General features: G+C 50.9%; 17 protein-coding genes. 11 read left to right on the top strand and 6 right to left on the bottom strand.

What is annotated here, in order from left to right; all coding sequences use genetic code 11:
- Nucleotides 1–5 precede the first annotated feature (5 nt).
- From rpoA to arfA, 5 genes are all read left to right on the top strand, one after another.
- The gene (gene rpoA / locus C0560_RS18865) at nucleotides 6–995 is read left to right on the top strand and encodes a DNA-directed RNA polymerase subunit alpha (RefSeq protein ID WP_002919219.1); all 990 of its coding nucleotides are present in this window, start codon (nucleotides 6–8) and stop codon (nucleotides 993–995) included.
- Nucleotides 996–1,035: 40 nt separating this feature from the next.
- Nucleotides 1,036–1,422 carry a 50S ribosomal protein L17 gene (rplQ, locus tag C0560_RS18860; protein WP_001216372.1) on the top strand — a complete coding sequence of 129 codons (387 nt, stop codon included), beginning with the start codon at nucleotides 1,036–1,038 and terminating at the stop codon, nucleotides 1,420–1,422.
- A 105-nt stretch (nucleotides 1,423–1,527) separates the two neighbouring features.
- Nucleotides 1,528–1,899 (top strand): DUF1992 domain-containing protein, encoded by a 372-nt coding sequence (locus C0560_RS18855; RefSeq protein WP_123429766.1) that lies wholly within the window; start codon nucleotides 1,528–1,530, stop codon nucleotides 1,897–1,899.
- A complete protein-coding gene (zntR, locus tag C0560_RS18850) occupies nucleotides 1,899–2,324 on the top strand; it encodes a Zn(2+)-responsive transcriptional regulator (RefSeq protein ID WP_123429765.1) in 426 nt (141 codons plus the stop codon). The genes C0560_RS18855 and zntR overlap by 1 nt, the downstream gene beginning before the upstream one ends.
- A gap of 57 nt (nucleotides 2,325–2,381) precedes the next feature.
- Nucleotides 2,382–2,597: an alternative ribosome-rescue factor ArfA gene (arfA, locus tag C0560_RS18845; RefSeq protein ID WP_100778655.1), complete on the top strand. Its 216-nt coding sequence runs from the start codon at nucleotides 2,382–2,384 to the stop codon at nucleotides 2,595–2,597.
- On the opposite strand, the gene mscL is transcribed toward arfA, so the two are convergent.
- The 5 genes from mscL to def form a co-directional block, all read right to left on the bottom strand.
- On the bottom strand, nucleotides 2,598–3,011 hold the full coding sequence (gene mscL / locus C0560_RS18840) for a large-conductance mechanosensitive channel protein MscL (protein WP_100778656.1): 414 nt from the start codon (nucleotides 3,009–3,011) through the stop codon (nucleotides 2,598–2,600).
- 146 nt (nucleotides 3,012–3,157) lie between these two features.
- Nucleotides 3,158–4,534 carry a Trk system potassium transporter TrkA gene (gene trkA / locus C0560_RS18835; protein WP_100778657.1) on the bottom strand — a complete coding sequence of 459 codons (1,377 nt, stop codon included), beginning with the start codon at nucleotides 4,532–4,534 and terminating at the stop codon, nucleotides 3,158–3,160.
- Between the two features lie 22 nt (nucleotides 4,535–4,556).
- A complete protein-coding gene (rsmB, locus tag C0560_RS18830) occupies nucleotides 4,557–5,843 on the bottom strand; it encodes a 16S rRNA (cytosine(967)-C(5))-methyltransferase RsmB (protein WP_248859243.1) in 1,287 nt (428 codons plus the stop codon).
- 52 nt (nucleotides 5,844–5,895) lie between these two features.
- Nucleotides 5,896–6,843 (bottom strand): methionyl-tRNA formyltransferase, encoded by a 948-nt coding sequence (fmt, locus tag C0560_RS18825; protein WP_248859242.1) that lies wholly within the window; start codon nucleotides 6,841–6,843, stop codon nucleotides 5,896–5,898.
- A 26-nt stretch (nucleotides 6,844–6,869) separates the two neighbouring features.
- A complete protein-coding gene (def, locus tag C0560_RS18820) occupies nucleotides 6,870–7,379 on the bottom strand; it encodes a peptide deformylase (RefSeq protein ID WP_181826937.1) in 510 nt (169 codons plus the stop codon).
- A 128-nt stretch (nucleotides 7,380–7,507) separates the two neighbouring features.
- Here def and dprA point away from each other — a divergent pair, with 128 nt between their 5' ends.
- Genes dprA through C0560_RS18790 form a run of 6 tightly spaced genes read left to right on the top strand, consistent with a single transcriptional unit; the run spans nucleotide 7,508 to nucleotide 11,292 of the window.
- Nucleotides 7,508–8,632, top strand: a complete 1,125-nt coding sequence (gene dprA, locus C0560_RS18815; RefSeq protein WP_181826936.1) for a DNA-protecting protein DprA — start codon at nucleotides 7,508–7,510, stop codon at nucleotides 8,630–8,632.
- Complete coding sequence (gene smg, locus C0560_RS18810; protein WP_102105788.1) at nucleotides 8,604–9,077, top strand: DUF494 family protein Smg; 474 nt, start codon at nucleotides 8,604–8,606, stop codon at nucleotides 9,075–9,077. Before dprA ends, smg begins: the two co-directional genes overlap by 29 nt.
- Before the next feature lie 27 nt (nucleotides 9,078–9,104).
- Complete coding sequence (locus C0560_RS18805) at nucleotides 9,105–9,662, top strand: type I DNA topoisomerase (protein WP_181826935.1); 558 nt, start codon at nucleotides 9,105–9,107, stop codon at nucleotides 9,660–9,662.
- A complete protein-coding gene (tsaC, locus tag C0560_RS18800; protein WP_181826934.1) occupies nucleotides 9,652–10,224 on the top strand; it encodes an L-threonylcarbamoyladenylate synthase type 1 TsaC in 573 nt (190 codons plus the stop codon). The genes C0560_RS18805 and tsaC overlap by 11 nt, the downstream gene beginning before the upstream one ends.
- Before the next feature lie 4 nt (nucleotides 10,225–10,228).
- Nucleotides 10,229–11,047: a shikimate dehydrogenase gene (aroE, locus tag C0560_RS18795; protein WP_123429760.1), complete on the top strand. Its 819-nt coding sequence runs from the start codon at nucleotides 10,229–10,231 to the stop codon at nucleotides 11,045–11,047.
- A complete protein-coding gene (locus C0560_RS18790) occupies nucleotides 11,044–11,292 on the top strand; it encodes a DUF1488 domain-containing protein (RefSeq protein ID WP_123429759.1) in 249 nt (82 codons plus the stop codon). The genes aroE and C0560_RS18790 overlap by 4 nt, the downstream gene beginning before the upstream one ends.
- Here C0560_RS18790 and C0560_RS18785 read toward each other — a convergent pair.
- Entirely contained in the window at nucleotides 11,268–11,822 is a 555-nt protein-coding gene (locus C0560_RS18785) for a gamma carbonic anhydrase family protein (RefSeq protein WP_123429845.1), read from the bottom strand. The two genes, C0560_RS18790 and C0560_RS18785, sit on opposite strands and share 25 nt — an antisense overlap.
- Nucleotides 11,823–12,417 lie beyond the last annotated feature (595 nt).

Genomic DNA, 12,417 nt, shown 5'->3' with positions numbered 1-12,417 from the left:
ACACAATGCAGGGTTCTGTGACAGAGTTTCTAAAACCGCGCCTGGTAGATATCGAGCAAGTGAGTTCGACGCACGCCAAGGTGACCCTTGAGCCTTTAGAGCGTGGCTTTGGCCATACTCTGGGTAACGCACTGCGCCGTATTCTGCTCTCATCGATGCCGGGTTGCGCGGTGACCGAAGTTGAGATTGATGGTGTACTTCATGAGTACAGCACCAAAGAAGGCGTTCAGGAAGATATCCTTGAAATCCTGCTCAACCTGAAAGGGCTGGCGGTGAGAGTTCAGGGGAAAGATGAAGTTATTCTTACTCTGAATAAATCTGGCATTGGCCCTGTGACTGCAGCCGACATTACCCATGATGGTGATGTCGAAATCGTCAAGCCGCAGCACGTGATCTGCCACCTGACCGATGAGAACGCAGCTATTAGCATGCGTATCAAAGTTCAGCGCGGTCGTGGTTATGTGCCGGCTTCTGCCCGAATTCATTCGGAAGAAGATGAGCGCCCAATCGGCCGTCTGCTGGTCGACGCATGTTACAGCCCTGTAGAGCGTATTGCCTACAATGTTGAAGCAGCGCGTGTAGAACAGCGTACCGACCTGGACAAGCTGGTCATCGAAATGGAAACCAACGGCACAATCGATCCTGAAGAGGCGATTCGTCGTGCGGCAACCATTCTGGCAGAACAACTTGAAGCTTTCGTTGACTTACGTGATGTTCGTCAGCCGGAAGTTAAAGAAGAGAAACCAGAGTTCGATCCGATCCTGCTGCGCCCTGTTGACGATCTGGAATTGACTGTCCGCTCTGCTAACTGCCTCAAGGCAGAAGCTATCCACTATATCGGTGATCTGGTACAGCGTACCGAGGTTGAGTTGCTGAAAACGCCTAACCTGGGTAAAAAATCTCTTACTGAGATTAAAGACGTGCTGGCTTCACGTGGTCTGTCTCTGGGTATGCGCCTGGAAAACTGGCCACCAGCAAGCATTGCTGACGAGTAACCGGATCACAGGTTAAGGTTTTACTGAGAAGGATAAGGTCATGCGCCATCGTAAGAGTGGTCGTCAACTGAACCGTAACAGCAGCCATCGCCAGGCTATGTTCCGCAACATGGCAGGTTCACTGGTTCGTCATGAGATCATCAAGACGACCCTGCCTAAAGCGAAAGAGCTGCGTCGCGTAGTTGAGCCGCTGATTACTCTTGCCAAGACTGACAGCGTTGCTAATCGTCGTCTGGCATTCGCCCGTACTCGTGATAACGAGATCGTGGCAAAACTGTTTAACGAACTGGGCCCGCGTTTCGCGAGCCGTGCCGGTGGTTACACTCGTATTCTGAAGTGTGGCTTCCGTGCAGGCGACAACGCTCCGATGGCATACATCGAGCTGGTTGATCGTTCTGAATCGAAAGCAGAAGCTGCTGCAGAGTAATCTGCAGTAACGTAAAAGAACCCGCTTCGGCGGGTTTTTTTATATCCCCTGAATCATCCTTTCTCTACACTGTCTGAATCCACTCTTATACTTCGGAGTTTTACGATGTGGCTGCTTGATCAATGGGCAGAACGTCATATCCTGGATGCCCAACGTAAAGGCGAGTTTCGCGATCTTCCAGGCGCTGGCCAACCGCTTACACTTGATGATGATACCCTGGTTCCCGCTGAATTACGGTCGGGCTATCGATTGTTAAAAAATGCCGGTTGCCTTCCTCCAGAGCTCGAAAATCGTAAGGATGCGTTGGCTCTGGCTGATTTGCTTAAAGGCATTGAACCTGGCGATCCTGAAGCGCAGGAAATCCGTCGACGGTTGGCGCTTGTTGAGCTTAAATTGCACCAAGCCGGAGTGAATACCGATTTCCTGCATGGTCAATATTCGGATCGTTTGTTTAAAACAATCAAAGGAGATTGCTAATGTATCGCATTGGGGAACTTGCGAAGCTCGCAGACGTTACGCCAGACACTATCCGCTACTATGAAAAGCAGCAGATGATGGAACATGAGATTCGCACGGAGGGTGGCTTTCGGCTTTACACTGAAAAGGATCTTCAGCGACTCAAGTTCATCCGCTATGCGCGACAGCTCGGTTTTACGCTGGAATCGATCAGAGAACTGCTTTCGATCCGCATCGATCCAGAACACCACACCTGCCAAGAATCGAAAAGCATCGTCCAGGCCAGGTTAACGGAAGTGGAAGCGAGAATTGAAGAGCTACAAACCATGCAGCGTTCACTGCAGCGTCTTAATGATGCGTGTTGCGGTACGGCACATAGCAGTCTCTACTGTTCAATACTCGAAACACTCGAACAAGGTGCCAGTGGCATACCGCGTGGCTGTTGATTTTTAAAATGAGTGGATCTACACTCGCGCCAATTTTACTTACAATCTGGAGATATTATGAGCCGCTATCAGCATACGAAGGGGCAAATTCAGGATAATGCCATTGAGGCTTTGTTACATGATCCACTGTTTCGCCAGCGGGTCGAAAAGAATAAAAAAGGGAAAGGAAGTTATCTGCGTAAAGGAAAACATGGCAAACGGGGTAACTGGGAGGCCAGTGGCAAGAAAGTGATTCACTTTTTTACCACTGGCCTTCTGGCTTTATGCGCCTGATTACGGGCGACTGTTCTGCTCTTTCAATAGATCGCGAATTTCAGTCAGTAAAACTTCTTCTTTTGTCGGTGCCGGTGGTGCAGCTGCCGGTTCTTCTTTTTTACGGTTCAATTTATTAATCAGCTTAATCGCCATAAAGATTGCGAAGGCAACAATCAAAAAGTCGAAAATATTCTGAATAAATACGCCATAGTGCATCACGACTGCAGGGATATCGCCTTGTGCATCTCTGAGAGTGAAGGCAAATTGTTTGAAATCGACACCACCAATTAAAAGCCCTAACGGTGGCATAATGATATCGGCAACCAGAGATGAAACAATCTTGCCGAATGCTGCACCAATAATCACACCCACTGCCAAATCTACTACATTCCCGCGCATCGCAAATTCGCGAAATTCTTTAATAACACTCATTTTATTCTCCTTGAGCCAGCTAACGATCCTAAGTTTAACAAATCATTAGCCAATTTCCATTGAGGATAAATATTCGTTATGAAAAATTAACCATTATAAAATAGAGGGTTAATAAAAAAAGGCGCCCGAATGAGCGCCTTTCACCATTACAGGAAGAATGGACTTGGCTGGAACAGGCGTTCGACGTCGGTAATAAACTTTTTATCTGTCAGGAACATAATGACGTGATCGCCCTGTTCGATGCGCAAATTATCATTAGCGATCATGACATCATTCCCGCGCACCACGGCACCGATTATTGTGCCTGGCGGTAGTTTAATTTCGTCAATGGCTCGGCCAACAACGCGAGAGGTGGTTTCATCTCCGTGAGCGACGGCTTCAATTGCCTCGGCAACGCCACGACGGAGGGAGGAAACGCCGACAATATCCGCTTTACGGACATGGCTTAACAGCGCTGAAATGGTTGCCTGCTGTGGCGAGATGGCAATATCAATGACGCTGCCTTGTACCAAATCGACATAGGCCCGGCGCTGAATGAGCACCATGACTTTTTTGGCACCCATGCGTTTTGCCAGCATGGCCGACATGATATTGGCTTCATCGTCATTGGTGACGGCGATGAACAGATCAACTTGATCAATATGTTCTTCCGCCAGCAATTCCTGATCCGATGCGTCGCCATAAAACACGATCGTATTCTGTAGTTTTTCTGCCAGCTCTGCAGCGCGCTGTTGATCGCGTTCGATCAACTTCACGCTGTAATCTTTTTCAAGCCGGTGCGCCAGACCAGCACCAATATTCCCGCCCCCTACCAACATGATGCGCTTATAGGGTTTTTCCAGACGCTGGAGTTCACTCATTACGGCGCGGATATGCTGCGAGGCAGCAATGAAGAACACTTCATCTCCGGCTTCGACAATGGTGGAGCCTTGCGGGCGAATGGGGCGGTCATGACGGAATATGGCCGCCACACGCGTATCAATATGGGGCATATGCTCGCGCATGGTGGAGAGTGCATTACCAATCAGCGGGCCACCGTAGTAAGCCTTCACAACCGCCAGGCTGACTTTCCCCTCGGCAAAGTTCACAACCTGCAGGGCGCCAGGATATTCAATCAGACGGTAAATACTGTCGATAACCAGTTGTTCTGGGGCGATAAGATGATCAATCGGTACCGCTTCAGAATTGAAAAGCTTTTCTGCATCACGGACGTAATCCGGTGAGCGAATACGTGCAATTCGGTTCGGGGTGTTGAATAACGAATAGGCGACCTGGCAGGCGACCATATTTGTTTCATCCGAACTGGTCACCGCGACCAACATGTCCGCATCGTCAGCGCCCGCTTCGCGAAGCACGCGCGGATGCGAACCGTGCCCCTGCACTACGCGTAGATCGAATTTATCCTGCAATCCCCGCAGCCGATCGCCATTGGTGTCGACGATCGTGATGTCGTTATTTTCGCCCACCAGGTTTTCGGCCAGCGTGCCGCCGACCTGTCCTGCACCCAGAATGATTATCTTCATAGCTTGCGACCCGTTTTCAACATCACGCTTTGATTAGCTTAGCGTAAAAGAAGCCATCACCTTCTTCCGCTCCCGGCAGGTTTTGGACTCCAGGAACATCGGTTGTGCCCGTCATGTGTAACGCAGCATCAGGAGTACGTTTCAGGAATGCGGCAATCTGCTGGGCGTTTTCTTCCGGAAGAACGGAGCATGTTGCATAAACCAACGTTCCGCCAGACTTCAGATGCGGCCAGACTGCATCAAGGATTTCGCTTTGCAGCTGAGCCAGCTCATTGATATCGCGCTCCCGGCGCAGCCATTTGATATCCGGATGACGGCGAATCACACCGGTTGCCGAGCAAGGGGCGTCCAGCAGGATACGATCAAACTGTTCGTCGCCGCACCACTGGGAAGGGGTACGTCCGTCACCTTGCTTGACTTCCGCTTTCAGACCCAGGCGTTTCAGGTTGTCATATACACGGGAGAGTCGCTGCTCGTCCACGTCGACCGCCAATACTTTAGCCTGTGGCGCAGCTTCAAGAATATGCGTCGTTTTACCACCTGGAGCGGCGCACAGATCGAGAATACGTTCGCCGTTTTGTGGCGCAAGCCAGGTGATACATCCCTGCGCGGAGGCGTCCTGAACGGTAACCCAACCCTGGTCAAAACCAGGCAATGCCTGCACAGGGGCAGGGGATGCCAGACGCACTGCATCGGGGTAGGCGTCATGCGTAAAACCGCTCATTTCAGCGTGTTCAAGCAGAGCCAACCATTCATCGCGAGTATGGTGGATACGGTTAACGCGCAGCCACATTGGCGGGCGTTGATTGTTGGCGTCAACAATGGATTCCCATTGTTGCGGATAGGCTTTTTGCAGGCGCTTAAGCAGCCATTCCGGATGCAGAAAACGCTGTTCGGACTGGTTGAACTCTGCCACCAGTTCTTCCTGCTGACGCTGGAACTGGCGCAATACGCCGTTGATCAGCCCCTTCAACTGCGGACGCTTAATCGCCACGGCGCCTTCAACGGTTTCTGCCAGGGCGGCGTGAGGGGGAATGCGTGTATGAAGCAGCTGGTAGAATCCGACCATAATCAAATAGTGGATAGTGCGCTGTTTACCCGTCATTGGTCGGGACATCAGCTTGTTAATTAGCCACTCCTGCTGCGAGAGCGTACGCAGTACGCCAAAGCACAGTTCCTGGAGAAGAGCTTTGTCTTTATCAGACACTTTCTGCTGAAGCGGCGGCAAGATATTGCTCAGCGATTGACCTTGTTCGACCACTTTCTCAATGGCCTGTGCAGCCATGCTGCGAAGATTTAGTTTTTTCATAACCGCAAAAATAAAAATGCCCGGAAACTCCGGGCTTTTGGATTAAATGTGTTTAGCCGAGATGTTTACCCGGCGTAAACCACTCACGACGGGAATTCAGGAGGTCCTGTGCGCTCATTGCTTTTTTACCGGCGGGCTGGAGCGACTCCAGATTCAGAATCCCTTCGGCCGTTGCAACCTGAATACCCTGTTTATTTGCATCAATGATTGTGCCAGGTTCCGCGCGGGAGTCGCCATCAATGACCGATGCTTTCCAGATTTTCACTGGCTGCTCGTCGATGGTCAGCCAGCTCATCGGCCACGGGTTAAATGCGCGGATGCAACGTTCAAGTTGGGCAGCAGAAAGTGACCAGTCGAGCTGCGCCTCTTCTTTACTGAGCTTTTCAGCATAGGTAACGAGTGATTCATCCTGAACTTCAGGCTGGGTTTTGCCATCGGCCAGTTGCTGCAACGTCTCAATCAGCCCCTGTGGACCGAGATCAGCCAGCTTGTCGTAAAGCGTTGCACTGGTATCTTCTGAAGTGATAGGGCAGGCCAGTTTGTACAGCATATCTCCCGTATCCAACCCTACGTCCATCTGCATGATGGTGACGCCGGTTTCGCTATCTCCCGCCCAGAGCGAACGCTGAATAGGTGCGGCCCCGCGCCAGCGTGGGAGAAGAGAACCATGCACATTGATGCAGCCCAGACGCGGCATATCCAGAACCGCTTTTGGCAGAATTAATCCGTAGGCCACGACAACCATGACATCGGCATTCAGTTCTGAGACAAGCTGCTGATTTTCCTGAGGACGTAAAGATACGGGCTGGAAAACGGGCAAGCCATGCTCTTCGGCCAGTACTTTAACCGGGCTCGGCATCAGTTTCTTACCACGGCCTGCAGGACGATCCGGTTGAGTGAACACACCGACAACCTGATGACCCGATGATAGCAGCGCGGCCAGGTGACGCGCTGCGAAGTCCGGGGTTCCCGCGAAGATAATGCGTAACTTTTTAGACACGTTATTCCTTGTATCCGGGGGGCACGTTATGCGCGAGTGCGCATACGATCCAGTTTCTCGACTTTCTGACGAATACGCTGCTGCTTCAGTGGAGAGAGGTAATCGATAAACAGTTTACCGACCAGATGATCCATCTCGTGCTGAATACAGATTGCCAGAAGATCGTTTGCTTCCAGTTCAAATGGGTTGCCGTCACGATCAAGCGCGCGGATTTTCACTTTCTCGGCGCGAGGCACCAGCGCCCGCTGTTCAGGAATGGACAAACAGCCTTCTTCGATTCCAGTTTCGCCGCTCTTCTCGAGCAGTTCCGGGTTGATCAACACCAGACGATCTTCGCGATTCTCTGAAACATCAATCACGATAATACGTTTGTGGATATTCACCTGGGTCGCCGCGAGGCCGATGCCTTCTTCAGCGTACATCGTATCGAACATATCATCGACGATACGTTGAATTTCTGCATTCACTTCTTTTACCGGTTCAGCAACAATGCGAAGGCGCTCGTCCGGGATATGTAACACTTGCAAAACTGCCATAAATTTCCAGAGCCGTTGTTCAGGAGTTGAAAAGATTATTACCTCTATTCTAGACAAATCCCCCTCTGATTGACAGCATCGGTGACCAATCGCAAGGATTGCTGGAGCCGCTTATGGCAGGGAATAGGATGACTTCCACTGAGATATGGTTACGTCTAATCAACATTGGGGATTTGTGTGGCGATACGATGTTGATGGCTGCGCAACGTTTGACGCGACGAGAGAATATTGATGAAGCAGTACTGACAGAGGCGAGCCTGACGAAGAAGCAGGCCAGTAAATTTATGAGCATGAAAGAAGCTGACCTTGAACGTTCACTTAAATGGCTCGAAATTCCGGGGCATTATCTCATTTGCGCAGATAGCCCACTCTATCCTCAGCGGTTACGAACCCTGTCAGATTACCCAGGCGCTTTCTTCGTTAAAGGCAATGTTGACGCGCTGAAAAGCGTTCAACTGGCGGTGGTCGGTAGCCGTTCACCTTCCTGGTATGGTGAGAGATGGGGCAAGATTTTCTGTGAGCATCTGGCAAGATGTGGATTCACTATCACCAGCGGACTGGCGCGCGGGATTGATGGTGTAGCTCATCGGGCAGCGCTCTCGGTTCAGGGGAGAAGTATTGCCGTTCTTGGCAATGGCCTGTTCAGTGTTTATCCCCCTCGCCATGTCTCTCTTGCACAGAGCATTATTGACGCTGAGGGCGCGGTGATATCTGAGTTTTCGCTCGCCACTTCGCCGTGGCCTGCTAATTTCCCCCGGCGTAATCGTATTATCAGTGGCCTGAGTCAGGGCGTCCTGGTTGTTGAGGCGGCGCAGCGGAGTGGATCGCTGGTCACCGCTCGATGTGCCATGGAGCAGGGGCGAGAAGTCTTTGCGTTGCCCGGCCCCATTGGCAATCCCGGTTGTGAAGGGCCGCATTGGCTCATCAAGCAAGGCGCGACGCCTGTGATCAGCCCAGAGGAAATCCTGGAAAATTTGCAATATGGGCTAACCTGGATCCCAGATGAGCCTGAAAAATCACTTTATTCATCAGATCAGGAGGAGGTGGCATTGCCATTTCCTGAGCTCCTGGCTAACGTAGGAGATGAGGTAACACCTGTTGACGTTGTCGCTGAACGTGCCGGCCAATCTGTGCCTGTGACGGTAGCACAGCTACTCGAACTGGAGTTAGCAGGATGGATCGCAGCTGTACCCGGCGGCTATGTCCGATTGAGGAGGGCAAGCCATGTTCGACGTACTGATGTATTTGTTTGAGACTTACATCCATAACGAAGCTGAAATGCGCGTGGATCAGGATCGGCTGACGCGGGATCTTACCGATGCAGGATTTGAACGGGAAGATATCTATAACGCCTTAATGTGGTTAGAAAAGCTGGCTGATTATCAGGAAGGCCTTGTCGAACCCATGCAGCTCGCTTCTGATCCGCTGTCTGTACGTATTTTTACGGCTGAAGAGTGTGAAAGGCTGGATGCCAGTTGCCGGGGATTTATCTTATTCCTGGAACAGATTCAGGTGCTAAACCTCGAAACCCGAGAGATGGTGATAGAGCGCGTCATGGCGCTGGATACGGCAGAATTTGAACTGGAAGATCTCAAATGGGTGATTCTGATGGTTCTGTTTAATATTCCGGGCTGTGAAAATGCCTATCAGCAAATGGAAGAATTACTCTTTGAAGTGAATGAAGGTATGCTGCATTAATTCATCTATGTAGCTCCAAGAGTTGTTATGGCCAAATCAGCACTGTTTACGGTGTCTAATAACGAGCCCTGCCCACAGTGTGGGGCTAATCTTGTCATCCGGTCCGGGAAACACGGTCCGTTTCTCGGTTGTTCACACTATCCAGAATGTGATTATGTCCGTCCCCTGAAGAGTCAGGCGGACGGGCATATCGTCAAAATTCTGGAGGGGCAGATATGCCCGGTCTGTGGTGCTGCTCTGGCATTACGTCAGGGGCGCTTCGGTATGTTTATCGGCTGTAGCCACTACCCTGAATGTAGCCATACCGAGCAGATTGATAAACCAGATGAGACCGCGATTGCCTGTCCCCAGTGCCAACAGGGACAGCTGGTACAGCGTCGTTCCCGGTTCGGTAAAACGTTCCACTCCTGCGATCGCTATCCTGAATGCCAGTTCGTTATCAATTTCAAACCAGCAGCGGGGATTTGCCCTCACTGCGATTATCCGCTGCTCATCGAGAAGAAAACGGCACAGGGCATAAAACTGTTCTGTGCCAGTAAACAATGTGGAAAGCCGGTTTCGGCGGATCAAACCTGTGAAGAATAAATTAACATCGGACTCCATTGCCCGTGCGCTGGAAGTCTTGAGAAAAGAAGAAGTCATCGCCTATCCAACGGAAGCTGTATTTGGGGTCGGATGCGATCCTGACAGCGAATTGGCCGTTACGCGTCTATTAGAACTGAAGCAAAGACCGGTCGAAAAGGGACTCATCCTGATTGCTGCAAACTTTGAGCAACTCAAGCCTTACATTGATGATTCGATGTTGAACGAGGCGCAGCGAGACACTATTTCTGCGGCATGGCCTGGTCCAGTCACCTTTGTTTTCCCGGCGCTGCCGACCACGCCGCGTTGGCTGACGGGGCGCTTTGATTCCCTTGCAGTGCGTGTTACCGATCATCCGCTGGTGGTTGAGCTGTGCCAGATATTTGGTAAGCCGCTGGTTTCTACCAGTGCCAATCTGACAGGGCTGCCACCTTGCCGCACATCGCAAGAAGTGCTTGCCCAGTTTGGTGATGATTTCCCGGTGGTTATCGGTGAAACGGGTGGTCGTCTGAATCCATCGGAAATTCGCGATGCGTTAACCGGCGAGCGCTTTCGCCAGGGGTAATAGGATGGATAAGTACGCGGTTTTTGGTAATCCAATAGCTCACAGCAAGTCGCCGTTCATTCATCAGCAATTTGCTGAACAGCTGCAAATCGATCATCCCTATGGCCGCGTTCTGGCGCCCGTCGATGATTTTGTACCAACGCTGAATGCTTTTTTTGACGCGGGCGGCAAAGGGGCCAACATCACCGTGCCCTTTAAAGAAGAGGCATTCGCCCGAGCGGATGAGTTAACCGAGCGCGCCTCCCTTGCCGGGGCGGTGAATACCCTCAAGCGACTGGAGGACGGACGCCTGCTGGGTGACAACACCGATGGTATTGGCTTATTAAGCGATCTCGAAAGACTCTCTTTTATTAAGAAGGGTTTTCGTATTCTGTTGATTGGTGCGGGCGGTGCCTCTCGCGGCGTATTGTTGCCACTTCTTTCTATGGATTGTGCTGTCACGATCACTAACCGCACGTTCTCCCGCGCAAAAGAACTGGCTACGCTCTTTGCCCACACGGGCAGCGTGAACGTGGTGGCAATGGAAGATCTGGGTGAGCATGAATTTGATCTCATCATTAATGCGACATCCAGCGGGATCGGTGGCGATGTACCAGCGATCCCTTCTTCAATAATCAGTCCTCACATTTATGTCTATGACATGTTCTATCAAAAGGGCAAAACGCCTTTCCTGAGCTGGTGTGAAGAACGCGGCGCGAAGCATCTGGCCGACGGCCTGGGCATGCTGGTGGGGCAAGCGGCACATGCTGTTCTGCTCTGGCACGGCGTATTACCCGCAGTAGAGCCTGTTATTCAAAAACTGAAACAGGAATTGCTGGCATGAACCAGGCGATTCATTTTCCGGACAGGGAAGTCTGGGACGAAAGCAAACAGGCAGTCTGTTTTCCGGTATTGGTTAACGGTATGCAGATGACCTGCGCTATTACGGGCAAGTTATTGCTAAGACGTTTTGGCGGGACGATACCGCTGGAGGTCTTTAGGGATCATCGCTGGGATCTTGAAGAAGAAGCCAGCGATATGATCCGTAACGAGCAAGAAGACGATCAAGGGTGGGTGTGGTTTTCCTGAGCCAGGTAATCGTCTTTCCATTTGACGTAGTTATTCGCCGAATATTTTAGCCCTTCGATTTCCGTCTCTTTTAACCGACGGACCTGTTTTACCGGGCTGCCTAAATAGAGATAGCCGCTTTCCAGGCGTTTGTTTTGCGGGACCAGACTCCCGGCGCCTATCATCACATCGTCTTCTACGATTACCCCATCCAGCAGAATAGATCCCATCCCCACCAGTACCCGGTTGCCAATAGTGCAGCCGTGTAACATCACTTTATGACCGACAGTGACCTCTTCTCCAATAATGAGGGGGTTGCCTTCTGGGTTATAGGACGACTTATGGGTAACGTGTAAAACGCTACCGTCCTGAATATTGGTGCGCGCGCCGATCATCACGTAATTCACATCACCCCTGATCGCGACGAGCGGCCAGATGCTCACATCATCATCCATTCTGACATCGCCGATGAGTACGCTACTGGGATCGATCATCACGCGTTCCCCCATTTTCGGGAACAGATCTTTATAGGGACGGAGTACTGCAGACATATCAACCTCGACTGATGAGCTTATACAGAAGATTTTGATCATATTATGCAGCATGGAGGGGGGTTAAATGCGTCAATTTTTAAGCAGATCGGGCAGGATCTCATCGAAAAGCGTGGAAAAGCAGCAGTCAGGAAAAAAGATCTAAAAAACGCTTGTGCTAAAAACTGGGATCCCTATAATGCGCCTCCATCGACACGGCAGATGTGAATCACTTCACACAAACAGCCGGTTCGGTTGAAGAGAAAAAATCCTGAAATTCAGGGTTGACTCTGAAAGAGGAAAGCGTAATATACGCCACCTCGCAACGGTGAGCGAAAGCCGCGTTGCACTGCTCTTTAACAATTTATCAGACAATCTGTGTGGGCACTCAAAGTGACATGGATTCTAAACGTCGCAAGACGCTAAATGAATACCAAAGTCTCTGAGTGAACATACGTAATTCATTACGAAGTTTAATTCACGAGCATCAAACTTAAATTGAAGAGTTTGATCATGGCTCAGATTGAACGCTGGCGGCAGGCCTAACACATGCAAGTCGAGCGGTAGCACAGAGAGCTTGCTCTCGGGTGACGAGCGGCGGACGGGTGAGTAATGT

This window comes from Lelliottia sp. AC1 (assembly GCF_023278595.1).
GTDB lineage: Bacteria > Pseudomonadota > Gammaproteobacteria > Enterobacterales > Enterobacteriaceae > Enterobacter > Enterobacter nimipressuralis.
This window is presented reverse-complemented; position numbering and strand designations above follow the sequence as displayed.

Bases quoted from the DNA above. Each gene is read 5' to 3' on its own strand.
- rpoA (WP_002919219.1), top strand. From the start codon at position 6: ATGCAGGGTTCTGTGACAGAGTTTCTAAAACCGCGCCTGGTAGATATC.
- rplQ (WP_001216372.1), top strand. From the start codon at position 1,036: ATGCGCCATCGTAAGAGTGGTCGTCAACTGAACCGTAACAGCAGCCAT.
- C0560_RS18855 (WP_123429766.1), top strand. From the start codon at position 1,528: ATGTGGCTGCTTGATCAATGGGCAGAACGTCATATCCTGGATGCCCAA.
- zntR (WP_123429765.1), top strand. From the start codon at position 1,899: ATGTATCGCATTGGGGAACTTGCGAAGCTCGCAGACGTTACGCCAGAC.
- arfA (WP_100778655.1), top strand. From the start codon at position 2,382: ATGAGCCGCTATCAGCATACGAAGGGGCAAATTCAGGATAATGCCATT.
- mscL (WP_100778656.1), bottom strand. From the start codon at position 3,011: ATGAGTGTTATTAAAGAATTTCGCGAATTTGCGATGCGCGGGAATGTA.
- trkA (WP_100778657.1), bottom strand. From the start codon at position 4,534: ATGAAGATAATCATTCTGGGTGCAGGACAGGTCGGCGGCACGCTGGCC.
- rsmB (WP_248859243.1), bottom strand. From the start codon at position 5,843: ATGAAAAAACTAAATCTTCGCAGCATGGCTGCACAGGCCATTGAGAAA.
- def (WP_181826937.1), bottom strand. From the start codon at position 7,379: ATGGCAGTTTTGCAAGTGTTACATATCCCGGACGAGCGCCTTCGCATT.
- dprA (WP_181826936.1), top strand. From the start codon at position 7,508: ATGACTTCCACTGAGATATGGTTACGTCTAATCAACATTGGGGATTTG.
- smg (WP_102105788.1), top strand. From the start codon at position 8,604: ATGTTCGACGTACTGATGTATTTGTTTGAGACTTACATCCATAACGAA.
- C0560_RS18805 (WP_181826935.1), top strand. From the start codon at position 9,105: ATGGCCAAATCAGCACTGTTTACGGTGTCTAATAACGAGCCCTGCCCA.
- aroE (WP_123429760.1), top strand. From the start codon at position 10,229: ATGGATAAGTACGCGGTTTTTGGTAATCCAATAGCTCACAGCAAGTCG.
- C0560_RS18790 (WP_123429759.1), top strand. From the start codon at position 11,044: ATGAACCAGGCGATTCATTTTCCGGACAGGGAAGTCTGGGACGAAAGC.
- C0560_RS18785 (WP_123429845.1), bottom strand. From the start codon at position 11,822: ATGTCTGCAGTACTCCGTCCCTATAAAGATCTGTTCCCGAAAATGGGG.